The following is a 22,137-nucleotide window of genomic DNA, read 5'->3' as shown; positions in this document are numbered from 1 at the left end:
GTTGGCACGATGCGCCGTTTTCTTCCAGACACCTTCACCATCCTGCTGGTGCTCACTGTGCTGACGGCATCCTTCTTCCCTGTGCAGGGAACGAGCGCCCACTACTTTGGCACCGCCACCAATTTTGCCATCGGCCTGCTGTTCTTCCTGCATGGCGCGCGCCTGTCGCGTGATGTCGTCATCGCCGGCCTGCTGCATTGGCGCCTGCATTTGGTCATCCTGCTGACCACCTTCGGCATTTTCCCGCTGCTGGCGCTTGCCATGGGCGTGCTGGTGCCGACCATCCTGCCGCAGGCCCTTTACACCGGCATTCTGTTTCTCAGCGTGCTGCCCTCGACGGTGCAGTCCTCGATCGCCTTCACCTCGATTGCCGGCGGTAACGTGCCGGCCGCGATCTGCGCGGCATCGGCTTCCAACATCTTCGGCATGTTCCTGACGCCCCTGCTCGTCGGCATACTCTTCTCGGTCGGCGGCCATGGCGGTGGATTTTCTTGGGACGTGCTGGAGCAGATCATGCTGCAACTGCTTGCGCCCTTCATCGCCGGCCAGATCCTGCAGCCGTGGATCGGCAATTGGATACGTTCGAAGAAGAAGATCCTGATGCCGGTCGACCGCGGCTCGATCCTGATGGTCGTCTATTCCGCCTTCAGCGAGGCCGTTGTCGAGGGATTGTGGCACACCTTCTCGCTGGTCGATATTGCCACCGTCATCGTCGCCAATATTGTGCTTCTGGTACTGGTGCTCTGCATCACCATGTTCGGCAGCCGCGCCCTCGGCTTCTCCCACGCCGACGAGATCACCATCACCTTCTGCGGCTCGAAAAAGTCGTTAGCAAGTGGCGTGCCGATGGCCAACGTCATCTTCGCCGGCCAGGGCATCGGCGCCATCGTCCTGCCGCTGATGCTGTTCCATCAGATCCAGCTCATGGCCTGCGCCGTCATCGCCCAGAAATATGCGGATGCCGCGAAGCGGCGGGAAGCAGCCAAGGCCGAAGCCGAGACAGCGGGGTCGCCGAAGGCGAACGGAGCCCCGAACGCAGCATAACGGCCATTCCAGTCATTACCCAACACAAAAGGCGGCGCCCCAACGGAGCGCCGCCTTGCTTTTATGACCTTGGGAGGATCGGTCTTCAGGCTATGTGTTGAAGCCCGTTAGTTGATACGGGCTTCGATTGCCTTCGGGGCCTCAACCGGCTCGGCAGCGATGGAGATACGACGGGGCTTCATGGCCTCGGGAATGTTGCGCAACAGATCGATGTGCAGCAGACCATTCTTCAGCGAAGCCGCCTGGACCTCGACATGATCGGCAAGCTGGAAGCGACGCTCGAAGGCGCGCTTGGCGATACCGCGATAGAGATATTCGCTAGCCTCGGCCGGCTCTTCGCTCTTTTCACCCTTGACCTGGAGAACGTGGGCATGAGCCTCGATGCTCAGTTCCTTTTCATCGAAACCGGCGACGGCCATGGTGATGCGATAGGTGTTCTCACCGGTGCGCTCGATGTTGTAGGGCGGATAGGTCTGAGCCTGATCCGGCTGCGCAAGGCTGTCGAGCATAGTGAAAAGACGGTCGAAACCGACGGTGGAACGGTAAAGGGGAGAGAAGTCTACGTGACGCATGTTGTCCTCCTGTGAGCGACGATTGCGATTTGGTTTTGCCCCCGCGACCCCGCTCTGGGCGGCCTAGGGACGGTTACGCGAGCCCGTTTGGCACCCGCAGAATGGAGATGGTGATCGCTTTTCAGCAGTTCAAGACCCTTGCCAACATCTCTCGATTTTCAAGAAAATCCGCGTGAACCGCAGATGAACGGCCGGTTCGGGACCCGTTCAGGCTGGTGGGACTACCAATGAGGTCATCGGATGCATTCACTGTCCGATGACTGAAGTGTATCGTCCCTTCTTCTTCAGTCCTTGCTAGGCCGGCGACGCGGATCTCTCTATCTCCGCAAGCCGGTCTTTTTTTCTGGCCGCTAGCGCAGCAATTTCAGCGAACCGGTGAGCGATTTCACCCATTTCGAAGGTCCCGCCAACCCCAGGCCGTCGATCGCCTCGCCGGCAAGATCGCGATCGGGGAACGTCGCCTCATACTCCCTGTAGTTGTGCAATGAGCGGGCGAAAGCGGAAAAAGGAACGACCGCGCGGTCGTCCTGCTGCGACAAGGCCTTCAGCAATAAGGATGTGATTGTCTCCGCATCCGCCTGCAGCACCGGAACCGGCATGTTCGAGCTGATGTCGATGATGCGTGCCTCTCGGTCAGTCAATTGCCGCGCCGCAAGCGCGGGAAACTTCGCACCCAATCCGATCGAGATCGCACCGACGGTGTTGGCGACCAGCCCGAGCGGGAGTGCGGGATTGACGACAATGGCAAGACGAATATCGAAAAGCATGGAGACCTACGGCTGTTGAGACTGTGCGCTCAGAGAATATCTCCGATATCCGGGGTAATCTTGCCTTTCATTGCTGCTTATGCCGATATTATGGTAAACTCTACCAGATTTCTCCGAATACAAGGTCGAATATGCCTTACACACTTGAGCCCATCGATTTGCGAATCCTCGGAGCGCTCCAGAAGGACGGGAGGCTGACGAATCAGGCGCTTTCCTCCGAAGTCGGGCTCTCGACATCGCCATGTTGGCGGCGCGTGCGCCAACTGGAGGAAACAGGCGTGATTCAAGGCTATACGGCCACCCTGGACAGGCGCCAGATCGGGCTTGGCGTCCTCGCCTTCATCAGGGTGAAGATCGACAGCCACAGCGAGGCCGAGGCCGAGGAATTCTCATGCGACGTATTGAAGCTGAGCGAAGTCGTGGCGTGCTACAGCATCGCTGGAGACGCGGATTTCCTACTGCAGGTCGTTGCCGAAGACCTCGACAGCTATGCGGATTTCGCCATGGCGGTGGTGCGCCACCTGCCACGCATCAAGGAGATGCAGACAACCTTCGTGCTGAAGGAAATCAAGCCTTTCAAGGGTTTTCCGCTGGATGTCGGGCAGCGATAACGGTCCAAGACATGGACGCTGGGTGACGCAAGATTACCGGTCAAGGCTTGGTTGCGGCGCATGTCCCGCAAGCCCTTTACGTTTAGAGCGAGGCTATCCTATTCTAGAAGGGTGCCTGCCCACCCCGGGGTATTGAATGTCGACGCTCCCTTTCTCGAAGATTTCTGAGCCCGTTAACGCGCTGCTCGTCGCCGTCGGCCTCGTGACCGTAGCTGCACTCACGACGCCGGGCGTGAGCGGACAGACCAGGCTCATTCTGGAAATCCTGCTTGCCGGCATCTGGGCTGTCTACGTCCTGCAGCTGATCGAGACGCTGATCGTGCACCGGACAAGGGCCGTTCGCGACAGAGTACCGGAAATTGCCGTCGATCTGCTCGCCGTTCTGGTCCCCTTGGCTGCGTTCCTGTTCGTCGGCGGGCGCGACCAAAGCCTCTATTGTGCGATCTGGCTGCTGAAGCCGCTGCGCGGTTCGACCTTCTTTCGGCTGCTGGGCAGGGTCCTGAGTAAAGAAGCGCGCAATCTCCTCGGCGTCACCTCGATCTTCGGCATCGTTCTGTTCGGTGCTGCGCTTGCCGCCTATATCATCGAGCGCGACGTCCAGCCTGACAAGTTCGGCAGCATTCCTCTGGCGATGTGGTGGGCGGTGGTCACGCTGTCGACTACAGGCTACGGCGACGAGATCCCGCAAAGCTTCGCCGGCCGCGTTCTCGCCGGGCTGGTCATGATGAGCGGTATCGGCATCTTTGCCCTCTGGGCCGGCATCCTAGCCACCGGCTTCTACGAGGAAGTCCGCCGCCAGGACTTCGTGCGCAATTGGCAGTTGGTTGCTGCCGTACCGCTGTTCCAGAAGCTTGGTTCTGCCGCGCTCATCGAGATCGTGCGGGCGCTGCGGCCGCGCATCGTACCGGCCGGCGCCGTCATCTGCCGCAAGGGCGACACCGGCGACCAGATGTACTTCATCGTTGAAGGCCGCGTCACCGTTGCGACACCACACCCGGTAGAGCTAGGCTCCGGCAGCTTCTTCGGCGAGATGGCGCTGATCAGCGGCGAACCACGCTCCGCGACCGTCAGCGCTGCTACTGAAGTCTMACTCCTCTCGCTTTATTCGGCGGATTTCCAGATGCTGTCCAGCAGCAGCCCGGAGATCGCCGACATCATCCGCAAAACCGCACTCGAACGACGCGGCACGACGCCGAAGGCTTGACACAAGCGGCACTGCCAACAAACCAGTTGCAATTCCCTGCACCTACGCTATCCCCTTGAGAAAGGCATTCCCTTCAACGAGGCGCGACATCGTCATGGATTCGATCCTCTATTCCACACCAGACAATCCGGTGCCGGAAAACCGCACCGAAGGGTTCTTTGAGACATTTGACGGGCGCAGGCTGCGCTATGTCGTCTTCCGCTGCGAACAGCCAGTCGCCAAAGGCACCGTGGTACTGCTGCAGGGCCGCAATGAGTTCATCGAGAAATATTTCGAGACGATCCGCGACCTGACCGCCAAGGGATTGTGGGTCGCGACTTTCGATCTACGCGGCCAGGGCGGCTCCGAACGGCTGCTGAAGGATCCGCTGCGCGGACATGTCCGTCGCTTTTCCGATTATGAGCGCGACCTGACCGCCTTCCTCGACAAGATCGTGCTACCGGATACGCGCCTGCCGTTCTTCGTGCTGGCGCACTCGACCGGCGCGCTGATCGCGCTATCAGCGGCGCCGCGGCTTGCGAGCCGGATCGAGCGCATGGTGCTGTCGGCGCCCTTTGTCGGTCTCACCGGCCAAGGTGTCTCGCCCGGCCTCGTCCGCTTTATCTCCGGCACGGTCTGCGCGCTTGGTCTCGGCCGGATGCAATTCAGCAAAAGAATCAGGGAAAAGCCCTTCCCGGAAAACCCGCTAACCACGGACGAACGCCGTTATCGGCGCAATCTCGCCATCGCAACGGCCTATCCCCAGCTCACCCTCGGGCCGCCGACGGCCCGCTGGCTACTGGAAGCATTCCGCACCATCGATCGCGTCAATACGCCCGAGCATCTCTTTTCCATCGCCATCCCGACGGTGCTGATCGCGCCGACCCGCGACGGCGTCGTGCCCTATGCCGACCAGGAACGATTGTCTCGCTATTTCCGCGCAGCGCAGTTCGTGCCCGTCCACGGCGCGAAACATGAAATCCTGCAGGAGCGCGACGTCTACCGCAACGCCGCACTCGCCGCCATCAACGCCTTTATCCCCGGCAGCGACGCCGAGGCGAATACGGATATGGCGGGTGTCGGGATTTAGCGCGCGATCTCGAATCACGCGCAACGAGAATATCTGACGCTTTTCGGACGCTCGATCGGGTGGCTATCGCGACAGGATCGCCCTTGCCTGATCATAGACCGCGCGGCTGCCGGCAGCGATGATCGTGCCGCCCATTTCCGGCCGACCGCCGTCCCAGGTGGTGATGATACCGCCCGCCTGTTCGATGACCGGGATGATGCCGCCGACATCGTACGGCTTCAGCGAACTTTCGATGACGAGATCGACGTGACCGGCCGCGAGCAGCGCATAGGCATAGCAATCCGTGCCATAGCGGAACAACCGCACCTGGCTCTCGATCTCGCGGTACTTCACCAGCTCCTCGTCGACGAAGATATGCGGCGAGGTGGTGAAGAGAACAGCATTCGACAGGCTGCCGCAGTCGCGAACCTGCAGCCGCTTTTCGCCGTCCGGGCCTGAATAGGTCGAGCCGTTGCCATCGGCGAAATAGCGCTCGCCGGTAAACGGCTGATCGATCATGCCCATGATAGCGCGGCCGTTTTTCTGCAGGCCGATGAGCGTCCCCCAGACGGGAACGCCGGAAATGAAGGCGCGGGTGCCATCGATCGGATCGATCACCCAGACATGCTCTCGGTCGAGGCCGACATTGCCGTGCTCTTCGCCCAGGATGCCATGGTCGGGAAATTCCGTCTCGATCAAGGCGCGAATCGCCTCCTCTGCGGCGCGATCGCCTTCCGTAACAGGGTCGAAGCCCTGCGCCTCCTTGTTGACCACATCAACGCCGGCGCGAAAGCGCGGCAGGGTCTCAGCCTTGGCCGCCTCGGCCAGACGATAGAAAAAGGCGCGATCAGGAAGCATGGTGAATCCGGATAAATGACGGGGCGGGCGAAGTCATAGCGCATAAACTCGGCGAAGCAAACCAAATGCCGATGCGAGAGGCGGATTGCCCGGAGATGAGGCAGAAATCCGATAATTGCCTAAATATTTTGCACCGCAATAATCTGCTTGACATTTGTGCAATGCAATAGCAACATCTCCCTACAGTCTTCTGACTGTAAATACCCTCCTTGGGTGTTTCCTCCCTAGACTTAGCCGCGCCACAAGCGCGGTTCTTTTTTTGTCAGGGTTAGGGTGAGGGGCTAGGCACCAGGGCGCGGCAGCAGAAAACATGCCTGACCATAACCATAGCCAAACGTTTCCACAGGGCTTATTCGCCTGAAAGGTCCGAGATAGCCCCTCATCCGAGGCGTCGACATTTCGCCTTGCTCAATGTCCCCGCCCCACCTTCTCCCCGCCCCTTCGGCAAGCTCAGGACGGGGGCGAAGGGGCTTTGCCCTATTCCGCCGCCAAAGCGGGATCGCCGGCATAGGATTCCACATGCTCGGCCATACGCTTCATGAACAGGGTGATGGCGGCGGCGACAGCACCGAAATCCGACCGCTTCTCCAGCGTCGTTTCATCAACATAGAGCGAGCGGTTGACCTCAATCTGCAGGGCATGAAGCCCGCGGGAGGGGCGGCCGTAGTGCTCGGTGATGAAGCCGCCCGCATAGGGTTTATTGCGCACGGCGTTGAAGCCGAGTTCGTCGAGGATCTGCATGGCGGCGCGCGACAGGTCCGCCGAAGCGCTGGTCCCGTAGCGGTCGCCAAGGATGAAATCGGGTCGCATGTTGCTGCCGGCGATTCGGATATTGCCCGGCATGGAATGGCAGTCGACGAGGACGCCGAAGCCGAATTTGACATGGGTGCGGGCAATCAGCCGGCGCAGGGTCGCATGATAGGGCTTGTAGATCGTTTCGATACGATTGAGCGCATCCTCGACCGGCACGCGGCGGGCATAGATTTCCATGTTTTCGGCGACGATGCGCGGAATGGTGCCTAAGCCGCCGGCGACTCGCAGCGAATTGATATTGGCATAGGGCGGCAGCACGCCGTCGAACATGCGCGGATCGAGCTCATAGGGCTCACGGTTAACGTCGATATAGGCGCGCGGAAAATTGGCGAGCAGCAGCGGTGCACCGAGAACGCTTGCCGCTGAAAACAGTTCATCGACGTAATGATCTTCCGAGCGACGAATGGCGATGCCCTGCAGGCGGGACTGAGCGATGAAATCCGGTGGATAGATGCGACCGCTGTGAGGCGAGCTGTAGACAAAGGGAATTGTCTGAGAGACGGGCTCCGATACCTCGAAAATCTCGAAATTACGCATTTCTGCGGACATCAACGTCTTTACCATGTCAACAACTTGTCGCAGCATCCATGTTGCCAGTTGCTCGCCCGCAAGTCCATACTAACTTAAGCAAAATGGCCTTATACAAAGGGCCGCGACCGAAATGTCCGAAAGCACGATCCCGAGACATGCGAAGCGGCCTCGGGTGCGTTTGTGCTGCAACGGACGAACAGAACGGCTTTGTCCTKACCGATCATTCACCGCTTGTTTACGGCCAACGACTAAGTTGGACGCTGGACAAGTCCAACACGACAAAAGTTGATTAGCGAACAGATGATGACCCAGAAGATACTCCTTGCCGAAGATGACAACGACATGCGTCGCTTCCTTGTGAAGGCGCTGGAAAAGGCCGGCTACAAGGTCTTGTCCTTTGACAATGGAGCAAGCGCCTATGACCGGCTGCGCGAGGAGCCCTTTTCGCTGCTGCTGACCGACATCGTCATGCCTGAGATGGACGGCATCGAATTGGCGCGCCGCGCCACCGAGCTCGATCCCGACCTGAAGGTGATGTTCATCACCGGCTTCGCCGCCGTGGCGCTGAACCCTGATTCGAAGGCACCGAAGGATGCCAAGGTGCTTTCCAAGCCTTTCCACCTGCGCGAGCTGGTCGACGAAGTGAACAAACTCCTTGCCGCCTAAGGCTTCTGGCGGCAACGTCACAAAACCGAAAAAAAGCCTATTGACGGCCACCAAGGTTTTGTGATCTATGCGCCGCCATCGGATGGGCGTGTAGCTCAGCGGGAGAGCACTACGTTGACATCGTAGGGGTCACAAGTTCGATCCTTGTCACGCCCACCATCCAGTTTTGAAAAAGGCCTTTCGAGAAATCGAGAGGCCTTTTCTCATAATTCCCCTAGGCTCAGAAAACCTTCCCCCTATCCGACCTACAAACCAAGTTTTCGTGACCCGTGCGGCTTCCAGCGTTCCGTCTGGGAATTAAGAAAATGACTAAGAAATCTAGCCTTTTGTTCAGCGCCTTGTGCATGAGATCACAGGCGCCTGTTTGTCGAGCGAACGAAAAAGCCCCTATCCGGTTAGGGATAGGGGACAGTTACCATGAAGTGCTCGGTTTCAATCGTCGGAGGACGTCCGACCTGTTTGAATTAGAACATGATAGTGTCTTGAATGATATACGCCCTTCGGCTTGGACAATACGGCCTGTTTGGCGATGATCCCTACTTCCTTATCGCTCTTTTCGGGAATTTCTCGTGTCATTCACCGTTTTGAAGATCGGCGGTGATCTGCGACTCTGCCGTTTATGACGGAACATCTCAAAGGCTTAAATTCACCTCAACTTGCTCGCCGAACCCACTCAGCTTGACTATGAGACGGTTGAAGACATTCCAAACGAGAAAAGCGCCCTTCCCGGCTGGGAAAAGGCGCTTCCTATGCAAAGATGCATGTGGGCGTTCAGCGATCCAGGAAGTGCTGGAATACCGCCGTCGTCGGATAAGCGTGGACGCCGCGGTCTACGAAGCTGTGCCGATACAAACATGCTCTCAATGCCAGGATGTACATGCTGCTGTTCGGATCGGGTGATCCCCGAGACCAGGAATAGGCTTCCGGTTCGCAATACTGCAGAGCCCTATCGTATCTCGCTAGAAGCACCGGATCGCTATCGGCGCGGATACCTTGGTATGACTGGTAGTTCGAGGGCGCTTCGCCTGCGGAGACGCAAGCGAAGCTTAAGATGGCCCCTAACGCTAACATCATTCTCATTTGTTTTGACCTCTCGCTCATGGCGTATCGAATTCTCGATCGCACGGGTTGAGAATAATGGTCTTTTCTTCGATATCCAATCACATGCTGATGTTCAGCGCTCGAATGCATCGCCGGCGGGCGAGATGAGCAAAACTTCGCCACAAGTCGCTTGACTTCCGATCGCTCTGTCACACTACTGTCATGCTAAAGCATTGATCGTACGGGAGGACGAGAATGGCCGTCGTGAAGAAGCAGTTCTACAAAAACCATAAGCCCAACGGCGACGAATATATGTTTCACCTCGCCCGAGACACCGACAGCGGCGAGGTCTTCGTCATTCGCCAATCCGATTATCTCGTCGATGGCGGCAGCGAAAAGAAGATGACGCTCTACGAATTCCTGGCCGGCGGCGGCAATCGGCAGAACGCTCTGCTGCAACTGATCGGCACCCTCGTACCGGAGTGACGGGCGCCGCCCACACCGGCGCGTCAGCAGTCGGGGATTGACTGCCACATTTCCATCGGCAAACCTGTGGAGGCTTTAAAAGGACTCCATTCATGCGATTCGCAGGCCTTGCTATTGGATTGACAGTGATGACCGCTACGACGGCTGCCGCCGCACAGAATTTTCCGGCGCCCGGCGCGGTAGTGGTTAGCGGAACATGTTCCAAGCTCGTCGTCGGCAAGCTCGATGCCTCGAAAGGCTGCAAGGGTGAGATCGCCAGCGTGACGGGACCGGACGGCTCGGTAACCTTCATCTTTTCATCGGGCGGCAAGATGCTTGGCTTCCAGGGCGATGGCCGTGGAATCAAGCCCGGCGAGAAAAAGGGCACCGCGCAATTGCCGATCGAGGTCATATCCACCGGTGCAGGCAACAAGATGACCGGCCAGGTCGGCGCCAAGGGCACCTGCACCTTCGCCAATCCTTATGCCGGCAAACCTGTCGCGATCGAATGCTCGGCGAAATCGACGGAGCTAAGCTTTACCGCCAGCTTCCTGTCGAATGGCAAACCGCCACGCGGCAAATAGGCAAAGCTTCGCCCGCTCCGGGCCTCTGACCCGGAACCTCGGAAAACCTTCGGCTTCCAACTTTTATTTTGAGCGGCCTTTATTTTTCCCGCCGTGATTGGCATCGCCTGGTGCCTCTCGCGACAGGTCCGCGCCGCTGACATGGGCCGGCACATGAACATCTTCATGGGTCGCAGGCTGCAGCGTCAGGTCGACATTGTGCGGCGGCAATACCTGCACCTGACGCACGACATTCGGGCGTGCCCGCTTCTGCCGAGCCATGTCCGGCTTCTGTTCTTTCGGTCTATGATGGATGGGATGGGGGCTCATGAGAGGTCCTCCTTGTCCGCTGCTCTCTATCCGACAATCAAACCCGCTCTGGGATCTGCCTTGCAACGGACATCGCCCTGCCCGCCTGAAGGCCAAACGCGCCTCTTTCCCGTTTGGTTCCGGAAATTTCTATCCTGGTGATGAGGGCAGCATCGAACCGTCGCGGCTCTTGACGGGCGCCACAATTTCACTAACTAATGGTGGCATCTCCGCGCCTTCTGACATCGGCTGCGGATTGAACTTTGGTGCCGGGCCCCTCTGGCGAGAGTTTTAACGGCGCTCTCGCGATGTCGGTACCGCCTGCAGATGAGCCGGCGGATTTCTTTTCATGAATACCCTGACCATGCCTCGCACGCATGCCGTCTCTGGCATGCGACTATGCCTCGCGTCCGGATACATTTTTTCCGCTTTTGAGGAGGTGCGCCCATGACGTCCTCTTCCTCCAAATCCATGCTCGGCTATTTCGGCTGGGCCTTCATCGTCACCATCGCAGGTCTCATCCTGGGCGGAGTGCTCGGCTGGAACATGACCGGCACTTTCGGCGGCTTGGCAACGGCCTTTTTCATCTGCCTGGTGCTGGCCGTGCTGGAAATATCGCTTTCGTTCGACAACGCCATCGTCAATGCCAACAAGCTGAAAGAGATGACGCCAGTCTGGCAGCATCGCTTTTTGACCTGGGGCATCGTCATCGCCGTCTTCGGCATGCGCATCGTCTTTCCGCTGGCGATCGTCGCGATTGCCGCCCACATCAATCCCTGGGAAGCGCTGAAGCTCGCAGCGGCCGAACCGGAGCAGTATGCCGCGATCATGCATGACGCACATCTGCCCATTGCCGCTTTCGGCGGGACCTTCCTGATGATGGTCGGCCTCACCTATTTCTTCAATCACGAGAAGGATGTGCACTGGATCGCCTTTATCGAAAAGGCGATGGCGCATTTCGCCACCGTCAAGGGCATCGAGATCGCCTTCGTGCTGATCCTCGTTCTGATCTTCACCTCCCTGCTCGATGGCGACGATGCGACCACATTCCTTTATGCCTCCGTCTATGGTCTGCTCACCTTCCTTCTGGTGGAGGTCCTCAGCGGCTTTCTGGATGCCTCGCAAAAATCGATGAGCGCTGCCGCGAGAGGCGGCCTCGGAGCCTTTCTCTATCTGGAAATCCTCGATGCGAGCTTCTCCTTCGACGGTGTCATCGGCGCTTTCGCACTCACCCAGAACCTCTTCATCATCGCCATCGGGCTCGGCATCGGCGCCATGTATGTGCGCTCGATGACGATCATGCTGGTGGAAAAAGGCACCCTCGCCCACTATCGCTACCTGGAACACGGCGCCTTCTACGCCATCCTGATTCTTTCGGGGATCATGTATGTCCAAACGCTCATACATATTCCGGAAGTTATCACCGGTCTCGGCGGCGCGGCTTTGATCGGTATCTCGCTCTGGTCTTCGATCCGTTACAACAAGCGCAACGGTGCCGAGCATGGCCCGGCCGATGAGGAGCCCCGCGATAGAGCCGAAGCCTGATCAATGATCCAAAGCAGGTCGCGCAAAGCTGTGCAGCGATCTGCGACAACGACAGCGAAAACCAAGGATCTAAAGCGTAAGGAGCGAATCCCAGAGATCGACATGCGCTTTAGGTCGTTGCCGCTACGTCTTTCGGTGGAAAATTCCCACAACACGGATTTGGTCCCTCAACCGAAGCATGACTGTGTCTATTAGAATTTCCCAACTAAGATCAGCGAATGTTCGCAATCGACGGCAATTCGCACTGGTGTTTTCCTGAAAAATATCGCAATGGCGAAGTTCAGTTGTTTAGGGGACGAACGTGGCGATCGCATATGTTGCAGATGCCCGCGAGCGGTCCCGAGTGAGTATCTAGGAGAGAGGCAGATATGGCAGCCAAAATCGTCCCAGTGATCATGGCCGGAGGCAAGGGAACACGGTTGTGGCCGCTGTCGCGCGCTTCTGCACCGAAGCAGTTCATCCAATTCATCGGCGACAAGACGCTCTTTCAGAACACGCTGGAGCGCGTGGCTGATCCTGAGCTTTACGAAGCGCCGATCGTCCTCACCAATGAAGAATTCCGCTTTCTCGTCGCCGAACAGGCCCGCGAGCTGGATTTGAAGCTTGCAGCCGTGCTGCTCGAGCCGGTCGCCCGCAATACCGCCGCCGCCGTTGCCGCCGCCGCTGCGCTCGTCACGGAGCTTTTCGGCAAGGACGCAATCATGCACGTCCTCGGCTCCGACTATGAGATCGACGCCAACAAGACCTATTATGATTGCGTGCGCGTGGCGCGCGATACCACCCTACAGGGCAAGCTTGTCACCTTCGGCATCACGCCGACCGAACCAGCGACTGGCTACGGCTATATCGAAAGCGGCAAGGCGCTTTCGACCGGCGCCCATGCCGTCAAGCGCTTCGTTGAGAAGCCTGTCTTGGAGAAGGCCCAGGAGATGGTTGCAAGCGGCAGCTTCTACTGGAACTCGGGCATGTTCATGTTCTCCGCCGCCCAGCTTCTGGACGAAATGAAGGAATATGCGCCCGACGTCGAAAAGGCGGCCGGCAAGGCCGTTTCTAAGGCAACCCGCGACCTCGACTTTACGCGCCTGGATAGTGACACCTTCTCCAAGAGCCCCGACATCTCCATCGACTACGCCCTGATGGAAAAGACCGCCAATGCGGCCGTCGTTCCCTCCCCCTTTACCTGGTCCGACCTCGGTAGCTGGGATGCAGTTTGGAAAGTCGGCAAGCGCGATGAAAGCGGCAACGTCTCGGCCGGCGCCACGACTCTGGTCAACACCAAGAATTCGCTTGTGATGACCCACGGCCTCCATGTTGCCGTCCAAGGGCTTGAGGATGTCGCCGTCATCGCCAGCGAAGACGCCGTCTATGTCGGCCATCTCAAGGACAGCCAGGAAGTCGGCAAGCTGGTCAAGCTGCTCGCCAGCCAGAAGACGACGGCCAAGCTCACCGAGACCCATCCGACGTCCTATCGCCCTTGGGGCGGCTACACCTCGGTTCTGAACGGCGAGCGTTTCCAGGTGAAGCGCATCTTCGTTCTGCCCGGCAAGAAGCTGTCGCTGCAGAAGCACCATCACCGTTCGGAACATTGGATCGTCGTCAAGGGCACGGCAGAGGTGACGGTAGGCGAACACGTACAGATGCTGCGTGAAAACGAGTCGGTCTATATCCCCCTCGGCGAAGTGCACCGTCTTTCCAACCCCGGCAAGATCCTGCTGGAGCTGATCGAAGTGCAGACGGGCTCCTATCTCGGCGAAGACGACATCATTCGCCTGGTCGATGAATTCGGCAGAAGCTGAGATCTTCGACAGTATCGATTTCAAAGCGGTGGGTGAAAGCCCGCCGCTTTTATTTTGCACCCTATGAATGGGCCTGATTGAGCGCCGAGACGCCTTGCATTCTTCCGCTGCATTGCACACACTGCCGGCGGGAACAGCAAATGCCGCACAACGATGCGAGCTAGGCAAAGAGAAAATATGGCGATCAAGGCAAGCATTTATCATCTCACCCATTATAAATACGACAATCCGGTCCGCCTCGGCCCTCAAATCATTCGCCTGAAACCTGCTTCACATTCCAAGACACGCGTCCTCAGCCATTCGCTGAAGGTGACGCCATCCAATCATTTCGTGAATCTACAACAGGATCCCTACGGCAACTATCTCGCCCGCTTCGTCTTTCCCGACCCGGTGACCGAGTTGAAGATCGAGGTCGATCTCGTTGCCGACATGACCGTCTACAATCCCTTCGACTTCTTCGTCGAAGAGGAGGCCACCAAGTGGCCCTTCGATTATCCCGAGACCATTCGCGACGATCTGTCGATCTATATGGAGCCGGAGGAGCCAGGGCCACGACTTGCGGCTTTCCTTTCAACCCTCGACCGCTCGGAGCAGCGCACCGTCGACATGGTCGTCGGCCTCAATGCACGACTGCAGCACGAGATCGGCTATGTCATTCGCCTGGAAACCGGTGTTCAAACGCCGGAAGAGACGCTGGAAAAGGCAAAGGGGTCCTGTCGCGACACGAGCTGGCTGCTCGTCCAGGTTCTCCGCCATCTCGGCCTCGCCGCCCGCTTCGTCTCCGGCTACCTTATCCAGCTCACACCGGACCTGAAGGCGCTGGACGGCCCCTCGGGCACGGACTACGACTTTACCGACCTGCATGCCTGGGCCGAGGTTTATCTTCCCGGTGCAGGCTGGGTTGGCCTTGATCCTACATCGGGTCTATTGACCGGCGAGAGCCATATTCCGCTCGCCGCCACACCACATTACCGTAATGCTGCGCCGATCTCCGGCGGCTATTTCGGCGAGGCCGAGACCGAATTCGATTTCGACATGAAGGTCACCCGCGTCGCCGAGCATCCGCGCATCACCAAGCCCTTCTCCGACGAAAGCTGGGATGCGCTGAACTCGCTTGGGGAAAAGGTGGATACCATCCTCAAGCAAGACGACGTGCGCCTGACCATGGGCGGAGAGCCGACGTTCGTTTCGATCGACGACTTCGAGTCCGACGAATGGAATACCGCCGCAGTCGGCCCGACTAAGCGCGAAAAGGCCGATACGCTGATCCGCCGCCTGCGCGAGCGCTTCGCGCCGAACGGCTTCCTGCATTATGGCCAGGGCAAATGGTATCCCGGCGAAAGCCTGCCGCGCTGGACCTTCTCCCTCTATTGGCGGCGCGACGGCCTGCCGATCTGGTCGAACCCAGACCTGATTGCCAATGAAGGTCGCAACTACAGCGTCAACGAGGATGATGCCGGCCGCCTGCTGACGGCTATTGCCGGCGAACTCGACATCGAACCGGACTATGTGGCGCCCGCCTTCGAAGATCCGGCCGAATGGTTGGTCAAGGAAGCGAACCTGCCTGACAATGTCGATCCGTCCAACTCGAAACTGAAGGACCCGGAGGAACGCTCGCGCATGGCCCGCGTCTTCGAGCGCGGACTGACGCGGCCGACGGGCTATATTCTCCCCATCCAGGCCTGGAATGCGCGCGCCAGCGGCCGCCGCTGGGTCAGCGAGAAGTGGCACACGCGCCGCGGCCGCATTTTCCTCATGCCCGGCGACAGCCCGGTCGGCTATCGCCTGCCACTGAACTCGCTCGGCTGGATACCGGCATCGCAATACCCGTACATTAACCCGATGGACCCAACGATCCCGCGCGAGGCGCTGCCGGATTACGGTGCGGACAAGGGTCGGCCATTGCAGACCGCTCACTTCCAGCCCTTCGCTGGCCAGCAGCCGATCATGCCGCAATCCATCGATGAGATAGGCGGCTATGTGCGCACTGCCATCAGCGTCGAGCCGCGCGACGGGCGCCTCTGCATCTTCATGCCGCCGACGGTCAGCGTCGAGGAATACCTCGACCTCGTCGCCTCCGCCGAGCGCGCCGCCGCAGCCCTGAACCTGCCTGTTCATATCGAAGGCTATGCGCCGCCGCAGGACGAGCGCATCAATGTCATCCGCGTCGCTCCCGACCCCGGCGTCATTGAGGTGAACATCCATCCGGCATCGAGCTGGAAGGAAACCGTCGATATCACCACGGCGATCTATGAGGAGGCGCGGGCCAGCCGGCTCGGCACCGACAAGTTCATGATCGACGGCCGCCACACCGGCACCGGCGGCGGCAACCACGTTGTCGTCGGCGGCCGCAACACCATGGACAGCCCTTTCCTGCGCCGTCCCGATCTGTTGAAGAGCCTAGTACTGCACTGGCAGCGCCATCCCTCGCTATCCTATCTTTTCTCCGGTATGTTCATCGGGCCAACCAGCCAGGCGCCGCGCATTGACGAAGCCCGTCACGATAGCCTCTACGAGCTGGAAATTGCGCTGGCCCAGGTACCGGCACCCGGCCGCGGGCTGCAACCACTCCCATGGCTGGTGGATCGCCTCTTCCGCAATCTCCTGACAGATGTCACCGGCAACACCCACCGCTCGGAAATCTGCATCGACAAACTGTTCTCGCCGGATGGACCGACGGGACGCCTCGGCCTCGTCGAATTCCGCGGCTTCGAAATGCCGCCGAACGCGCGCATGAGCCTCGCCCAGCAATTGCTGGTGCGCGCCCTCATCGCCCGCTTCTGGCGCAATCCGATCGACGGCCGGTTMGTGCGTTGGGGCACGACGCTGCACGACCGTTTCATGCTGCCGCATCATATCTGGCAGGATTTCCTCGATGTGCTCGCGGATCTGCGGGAAAACGGCTTCGACCTTCGTCCCGAATGGTTCCAGGCGCAGCTCGAATTCCGCTTCCCCTTCTGCGGGGAGGTCGAATACGAGGGCAGCAAGCTGGAACTGCGCCAGGCGCTGGAGCCCTGGCATGTCATGGGCGAAGAAGGCGCGATCGGCGGTACCGTCCGCTATGTCGATTCATCGGTGGAACGGCTGCAGGTACGGTTCGAAACCAACAATCCCTCGCGCTACACTGTCACCTGCAACGGCCGCGCCGTGCCGCTGACGCCGACGGGCATGTCGGGCGTCTCCGTTGCCGGCGTCCGTTACAAAGCCTGGCATCCGGCTTCGGGCCTGCATCCGGTTCTGCCGATCGACACGCCGCTGACCTTCGACATTTATGATACGTGGTCGAAGCGTTCGATCGGCGGCTGTATCTACCATGTTGCTCATCCGGGCGGCCGCAACTATGACACCTTCCCTGTCAACGGCAATGAGGCGGAAGCGCGACGTCTTGCGCGATTTGAACCTTGGGGGCATACCGCGGGCGGCTATAATCTGCGCACAGAATCAGTGTCGGCGGAATTTCCGCTGACGCTCGATCTGAGGCGGCCGATCGGAGTTTGAAACGGGCATACGCATGGGGAAGAAACCAGCGACGGAACGGCGTGACGAGGTAAGGGCTGGCATCGGCAACGATCCGGCCTTTGCCTATTCCGCTTTGCCCGGCGTCGCCGACGAAATGGTCGACAATACCGGGGCGGTCCGGCCGGTCTGGCAAAATCTGCTCGCCGCGCTCAGCCGCATGCCGGAAAAGGACCTTCTGGAGCGCTTCGCCCGCGCCGACCGCTATCTGCGCGACGCCGGCGTTTTCTACCGCGCCTATGGATCGACCGGCGTCAGCGAACGCAACTGGCCAATCTCCCATATTCCCGTTCTGATCGACGAGCGCGAATGGCAGACGCTCTCGGCCGGCCTGCGCCAGCGCGCCGACCTGCTCGAAGAGGTCATTGCCGATATCTACGGCGACAACAGGCTGATCAACGAAGGCTTGCTGCCGCCGGCGCTGATTGCCGCCAATCCGGAGTTCCTGCGGCCACTCGCCGGTATCAAGCCCGCGAACGGTCACTATCTCCACTTCCTCGCCTTCGAGATCGGCCGCGGTCCGGACGGCAATTGGTGGGTGCTGGCCGACCGCGCCCAGGCGCCGTCGGGCGCCGGTTTCGCGCTGGAGACCCGCGTTGCTACCACGCGCGCTTTCTCTGATATCTACGCAGAGACGAAAGTGCACCGTCTCGCATCCTTCTTCGGCGCCTTCCGCGATGCCTTGCAGGGCGTGAAGCGCGGCGCATCCGACCGCATCGCCGTCTTGACGCCGGGGCCGGCCAACGAGACCTATTACGAACACGCCTATATTGCCCGCTACCTCGGCTTCATGTTGCTGGAAGGCGAGGACATCACCGTCGTCAACGATCAACTGATGGTGCGCACCGTCGCAGGCCTGAAGCCCATCAGCGTGCTCTGGCGCCGCCTTGACGCATCCTATGCCGACCCGCTGGAGCTCAACCAGCAATCCCATATCGGCACGCCAGGCATGGTAGAGGCGCTGAGGGCGCAGACCGTCACCATCGTCAACGGGCTCGGTTCGGGCATTCTGGAAACTCGCGCGCTTCTCGCCTTTTTGCCGACCATCTGTCGGCATCTGCGTGGCGAGGACCTGAAGCTGCCGTCGATCGCCACCTGGTGGTGCGGACAGAAGGCCGAGCGGGAGCATGTCGCCGCCCATATCGAAAAAATGGTGATCGGCCCGGCCTATTCCTGCATGCCCTTCTTCGACGACAACGGCCAGTCGGTGCTGGGCTCGACGCTGCGCACCACTGCCAAGGAGTCGATTGCAGACTGGCTAACGACGGACGGCCACAAGCTGGTCGGCCAGGAGGTCGTGACGCTCTCGACTACTCCTGCCTGGGTAAACGGCAAGCTGCTGCCGCGGCCGATGAGTTTGCGTGTCTTCGCCGCCCGCACCGAAAACGGCTGGCAGATCATGCCGGGCGGCTTTGCCCGCATCGGCAGCGGCGACGATGTGGCCGCCATTGCCATGCAGTCCGGCGGTTCCGCGGCCGATGTCTGGATCGTCTCCGACAAGCCTGTCGAGCGCCACACGCTGCTACCGACCGAAGAGACCTTCACGCGCAACATGCCCGGCAGCCTGCCGAGCCGCGCCGCCGACAATCTCTTCTGGCTCGGCCGCTATATCGAGCGCGCCGAAGGGGCCTTGCGCATCCTGCGAGCCTGGCATGGGCGCTTTGCCGAAGCGGCCGATCCCACCCAGCCGCTGCTCGCCAATGTCAGCACCTATCTGGCAGCCGTCGATATCGACACCAGGGAACCCGTACCGGAAAGCCTGCTGCGCAATATCGACAGCGCCGTCTATTCCGCCAGCAACATCCGCGACCGCTTCTCGCCGGACGGCTGGCTGGCACTGAACGATCTCGCCAAGACTGCCCGGCGCTTCAAGGAAAAGATCAAAGCCGGCGACGACGCCAGCCACGCGATGACGATTCTCCTGCGCAAGCTCGCGGGCTTTGCCGGTCTCGTGCACGAAAACATGTACCGTTTCACCGGCTGGCGCTTCCTGTCGCTCGGCCGCTATATCGAGCGTGGACTGCATATGACGCGCCTGCTCGGTTATATGTCCGGCCCTGAGGCGCCCGACGGCGCGCTCGACATGCTGCTCGAAATCGGCGACAGCGTCATGACCCATCGCCGCCGCTACAACGTCAATACCGCCCGCCTGACAGTGACCGATCTGCTGGCGCTCGATCCGCTCAACCCGCGCTCGATTCTTTTCCAGATGAACGAGATCCATCGCGAGGTAGAGCAATTGCCGAACGCCTTCGTCAACGGCCAGATGTCGCCCTTCTACCGCGAAGCCATGCGGCTGCATTCGGGCCTTGCCGTCATKACGCCGGAGACGATGAACGACGAGGTCTACAAGCGGCTGGAACGGGAGCTAGAATCTCTCTCCGACCTCCTCGCCCAGACCTATCTCGGATGATGTGATGCTCTACGACCTGTCGCTGCACATGGGCTATATCTACGACGTACCGGCCAGCGGCGCTCGTCATATCGTGCGGGTGCTGCCGCTGTCTCTGACCAACCGCCAGCGCTTGATTGCCGGCTCGCTGAAGGTCACCCCGCATCCGGACGAGCAGTCGAACTTCACGGATTTTTTCCAGCATCCCGCGACCTCGATCCTGGTGCGCAATCCGCATGAAAAGCTCGATATCCGCATGCAGGCGCGGGTGCAGGTGGAGAGCCAGCCGGTTTCCGCCGACTTCTCGCCCGTACTCGCCAAACTGCCGGAAGAGTTAAGCGATTGCTGGTCGATCGAGCCATCCTCACCACATCATTTCATCGGCACAAGCCCGCGTCTGCCGGAGACGACCGAGATCACCGACTATGCCCGGCAATGGGCGACGACCGGTCTGACGGTAATGCAGATCGCCCACGCCGTCTGCGCCCAGATCCATAAGGATTTCGTCTACGACCCCAAGGCGACGACGGTCGACACCACGCCGAAAGAGGCGTTCCGCCTGAAGCGCGGCGTCTGTCAGGATTTCACGCATGTGATGATCATCGCATTGCGCAGCCTCGGCATCCCGGCCGGCTATGTCAGCGGCTTCCTGCGCACCATTCCGCCGCCGGGCAAGGAACGCCTGGAAGGGGCCGACGCCATGCATGCCTGGGTGCGCATCTGGTGCGGTGAAACGGCGGGCTGGATCGAGCTCGATCCGACCAACAATATCCCTGCCGGAACAGACCATATCGTCGTCGCCTACGGCCGCGACTATTCCGACGTCGCCCCTGTTATCGGCGTATTGAAGAGCTATGGAACTCAAAAGACGGTGCAAGCCGTCGACGTCATTCCATTAAAGCAGTAATTTCGAATACAACCCTAAATCGGAAATATTCGCGTCATTCGCTAAAAGTCGAATGATCATCTCAACGCCGCCCTTAGAGTTTTCGCCCACAGTCGCAGTCCTGGGGCTTATTCTTTTTGGGCGGACGTGATGATCACTTGTTCGGGCAAATTTCGTGGCATTCAACATCTTTTGCGTGATCGTGCTGGCAATTTCGGCATATTGACCGCACTCGCTATTCCCGTCCTCGCCGCCGCTGCAGGCGTCGCGGTCGATGTTTCCAACATGGCGGTTACCAACAGCCAGCTACAGGAGGCGACCGATGCTGCGGCGCTTGCTACGGCAACGGCGCTTGCCAATGGTAGTGCGACAACATCCAACGCTCAGCAACTGGCCGCTAACTTCGTGACCGGACAGATGTCGAACTATCTTGCCGGCGATACGAGTGCCGCCAGCGCGCTGAAGGCCGGCACCACCGCAACAGTGACGAAGACGACCGATTCTTCGGGCAATGCCAGCTATTCCGTCGTCGTGAACGCGTCTTATGCCATGCAGGTGAACGGCATGACACGCATGCTCGGCTTCACCACGATGAACGTCGGCGCGTCGAGCAGGTCCGCCAGCGGCAACGATCCAGCGCAAACTCAAAAGAGCCCGCTGTCCATGTATTTCGTTCTCGACCGTTCCGGCTCGATGGACGAACCAACCGACACCGTCAATGCGCAACAGCCGACGACGACCTACACATATGCCTGCACGACGACCAACTCGAAGGGCAAGACTGTCACCAGCACCTGCACAGGTACGCAGCCCAATTACTACACGAAGATCCAATCGCTGAAGATCGCGACCGCGAACCTGGCGACGCAATTGAACACCGCCGATCCGAACAGCATGTATGTTCGCACCGGTGCCGACTCCTATAACTCCAACGCCCAGACGCCGACGGCGCTTGCCTGGGGCACCAGCGGCGTCACCCAATATGTCAACAACCTGACGGCAAGCGGCACGACGAACTCGGCGCCCGCATTCACGGCTGCGGTGACCGCCCTCACAATGGCATCGACGACGCCTGGGCTCACGAACGAGCAGTTGCAGCATAAAAACAAGAACGGCCAGACAAACCCGTCCACATACATCGTCTTCATGACGGACGGCGATAACAACGTGGCAAGCGCCGACACGAACACCAAGGCTCAATGCGATATCGCACGCAACGCCGGCATCCACGTCTATACGATCGCCTTCATGGCGCCAGCAAACGGCCAAGCTCTGCTGAAGTATTGCGCAACATCAGCCGCCGATTACTTCACACCGCAGAATGCCGCAGACCTGTTCAACGCCTTCTCGTCAATTGCTACACAGGCGTCAAAGAAAATGACGCTTCTGACCAAATAACAACCGGTGCGCGAAGCACCGGAAGCCACAAATAGATCGTAAAAAACGAAAGCCGCCCAGAATAATTCGGGGCGGCTTTCGCTTGTTAACTAATCCGCGGATAAGAGCCGGA

Annotated in this window: 19 protein-coding genes and 1 tRNA gene; 14 read left to right on the top strand and 6 right to left on the bottom strand. The window is 59.6% G+C overall.

Going from position 1 to position 22,137, the window contains the following annotated elements; translation table 11 throughout:
• Window positions 1–9 precede the first annotated feature (9 nt).
• On the top strand, window positions 10–1,044 hold the full coding sequence (locus QD357_RS12415; RefSeq protein WP_107109470.1) for a bile acid:sodium symporter family protein: 1,035 nt from the start codon (window positions 10–12) through the stop codon (window positions 1,042–1,044).
• Window positions 1,045–1,151: 107 nt separating this feature from the next.
• Here QD357_RS12415 and QD357_RS12410 read toward each other — a convergent pair whose 3' ends face one another.
• Both QD357_RS12410 and QD357_RS12405 read right to left on the bottom strand, forming a co-directional pair.
• Complete coding sequence (locus tag QD357_RS12410; RefSeq protein ID WP_107109200.1) at window positions 1,152–1,616, bottom strand: Hsp20 family protein; 465 nt, start codon at window positions 1,614–1,616, stop codon at window positions 1,152–1,154.
• A 350-nt stretch (window positions 1,617–1,966) separates the two neighbouring features.
• Window positions 1,967–2,383, bottom strand: a complete 417-nt coding sequence (locus QD357_RS12405) for a DUF2000 domain-containing protein (RefSeq protein ID WP_107109201.1) — start codon at window positions 2,381–2,383, stop codon at window positions 1,967–1,969.
• 131 nt (window positions 2,384–2,514) lie between these two features.
• Between QD357_RS12405 and QD357_RS12400 the strand changes: the two genes are divergently transcribed.
• The 3 genes from QD357_RS12400 to QD357_RS12390 all read left to right on the top strand — a co-directional run bounded on the left by QD357_RS12400 (window position 2,515) and on the right by QD357_RS12390 (window position 5,267).
• A complete protein-coding gene (locus QD357_RS12400; RefSeq protein ID WP_107109202.1) occupies window positions 2,515–2,994 on the top strand; it encodes an Lrp/AsnC family transcriptional regulator in 480 nt (159 codons plus the stop codon).
• A 136-nt stretch (window positions 2,995–3,130) separates the two neighbouring features.
• Window positions 3,131–4,198, top strand: a complete 1,068-nt coding sequence (locus tag QD357_RS12395; RefSeq protein ID WP_414124387.1) for a cyclic nucleotide-gated ion channel — start codon at window positions 3,131–3,133, stop codon at window positions 4,196–4,198.
• A gap of 94 nt (window positions 4,199–4,292) precedes the next feature.
• Window positions 4,293–5,267 carry an alpha/beta fold hydrolase gene (locus QD357_RS12390; RefSeq protein WP_107109204.1) on the top strand — a complete coding sequence of 325 codons (975 nt, stop codon included), beginning with the start codon at window positions 4,293–4,295 and terminating at the stop codon, window positions 5,265–5,267.
• A gap of 63 nt (window positions 5,268–5,330) precedes the next feature.
• On the opposite strand, the gene hisN is transcribed toward QD357_RS12390, so the two are convergent.
• Together hisN and QD357_RS12380 are read right to left on the bottom strand one after the other, a co-directional pair.
• Window positions 5,331–6,104 carry a histidinol-phosphatase gene (gene hisN / locus QD357_RS12385; RefSeq protein WP_107109205.1) on the bottom strand — a complete coding sequence of 258 codons (774 nt, stop codon included), beginning with the start codon at window positions 6,102–6,104 and terminating at the stop codon, window positions 5,331–5,333.
• 477 nt (window positions 6,105–6,581) lie between these two features.
• The gene (locus tag QD357_RS12380; RefSeq protein WP_107109471.1) at window positions 6,582–7,466 is read right to left on the bottom strand and encodes an N-formylglutamate amidohydrolase; all 885 of its coding nucleotides are present in this window, start codon (window positions 7,464–7,466) and stop codon (window positions 6,582–6,584) included.
• Window positions 7,467–7,751: 285 nt separating this feature from the next.
• Between QD357_RS12380 and cpdR1 the strand changes: the two genes are divergently transcribed.
• Window positions 7,752–8,114, top strand: coding sequence for a response regulator CpdR1 (gene cpdR1 / locus QD357_RS12375; protein WP_004117561.1), 363 nt, complete (start codon window positions 7,752–7,754; stop codon window positions 8,112–8,114).
• An 84-nt stretch (window positions 8,115–8,198) separates the two neighbouring features.
• Window positions 8,199–8,273: transfer RNA gene (locus tag QD357_RS12370), tRNA-Val, on the top strand.
• A 612-nt stretch (window positions 8,274–8,885) separates the two neighbouring features.
• Here the strand turns inward: QD357_RS12370 and QD357_RS12365 are convergent.
• Entirely contained in the window at window positions 8,886–9,194 is a 309-nt protein-coding gene (locus QD357_RS12365) for a hypothetical protein (protein ID WP_107109472.1), read from the bottom strand.
• A 216-nt stretch (window positions 9,195–9,410) separates the two neighbouring features.
• Between QD357_RS12365 and QD357_RS12360 the strand changes: the two genes are divergently transcribed.
• Entirely contained in the window at window positions 9,411–9,641 is a 231-nt protein-coding gene (locus QD357_RS12360) for a hypothetical protein (protein ID WP_107109206.1), read from the top strand.
• Between the two features lie 92 nt (window positions 9,642–9,733).
• Entirely contained in the window at window positions 9,734–10,204 is a 471-nt protein-coding gene (locus QD357_RS12355; RefSeq protein WP_107109207.1) for a hypothetical protein, read from the top strand.
• Between the two features lie 63 nt (window positions 10,205–10,267).
• Here QD357_RS12355 and QD357_RS12350 read toward each other — a convergent pair whose 3' ends face one another.
• The gene (locus QD357_RS12350; protein ID WP_107109208.1) at window positions 10,268–10,513 is read right to left on the bottom strand and encodes a hypothetical protein; all 246 of its coding nucleotides are present in this window, start codon (window positions 10,511–10,513) and stop codon (window positions 10,268–10,270) included.
• Window positions 10,514–10,939: 426 nt separating this feature from the next.
• Between QD357_RS12350 and QD357_RS12345 the strand changes: the two genes are divergently transcribed.
• From QD357_RS12345 to QD357_RS12320, 6 genes are all read left to right on the top strand, one after another.
• Window positions 10,940–12,037 (top strand): DUF475 domain-containing protein, encoded by a 1,098-nt coding sequence (locus tag QD357_RS12345; RefSeq protein ID WP_107109209.1) that lies wholly within the window; start codon window positions 10,940–10,942, stop codon window positions 12,035–12,037.
• A 368-nt stretch (window positions 12,038–12,405) separates the two neighbouring features.
• A complete protein-coding gene (locus QD357_RS12340) occupies window positions 12,406–13,833 on the top strand; it encodes a mannose-1-phosphate guanylyltransferase/mannose-6-phosphate isomerase (protein WP_107109210.1) in 1,428 nt (475 codons plus the stop codon).
• Window positions 13,834–14,010: 177 nt separating this feature from the next.
• A complete protein-coding gene (locus QD357_RS12335) occupies window positions 14,011–17,331 on the top strand; it encodes a DUF2126 domain-containing protein (protein ID WP_414124386.1) in 3,321 nt (1,106 codons plus the stop codon).
• A gap of 13 nt (window positions 17,332–17,344) precedes the next feature.
• Window positions 17,345–19,762: a circularly permuted type 2 ATP-grasp protein gene (locus QD357_RS12330; RefSeq protein WP_414124385.1), complete on the top strand. Its 2,418-nt coding sequence runs from the start codon at window positions 17,345–17,347 to the stop codon at window positions 19,760–19,762.
• A gap of 4 nt (window positions 19,763–19,766) precedes the next feature.
• The gene (locus QD357_RS12325) at window positions 19,767–20,648 is read left to right on the top strand and encodes a transglutaminase family protein (protein WP_107109213.1); all 882 of its coding nucleotides are present in this window, start codon (window positions 19,767–19,769) and stop codon (window positions 20,646–20,648) included.
• A gap of 129 nt (window positions 20,649–20,777) precedes the next feature.
• On the top strand, window positions 20,778–22,025 hold the full coding sequence (locus QD357_RS12320) for a vWA domain-containing protein (RefSeq protein ID WP_107109214.1): 1,248 nt from the start codon (window positions 20,778–20,780) through the stop codon (window positions 22,023–22,025).
• The last annotated feature ends 112 nt before the right edge of the window (window positions 22,026–22,137 follow it).

This window comes from Rhizobium sp. BR 317, from assembly GCF_047445835.1.
Lineage (GTDB): Bacteria > Pseudomonadota > Alphaproteobacteria > Rhizobiales > Rhizobiaceae > Rhizobium > Rhizobium paranaense.
The sequence above is the reverse complement of the archived record's forward strand: the minus strand, read 5'-3'. Positions and strand labels throughout refer to the sequence as shown.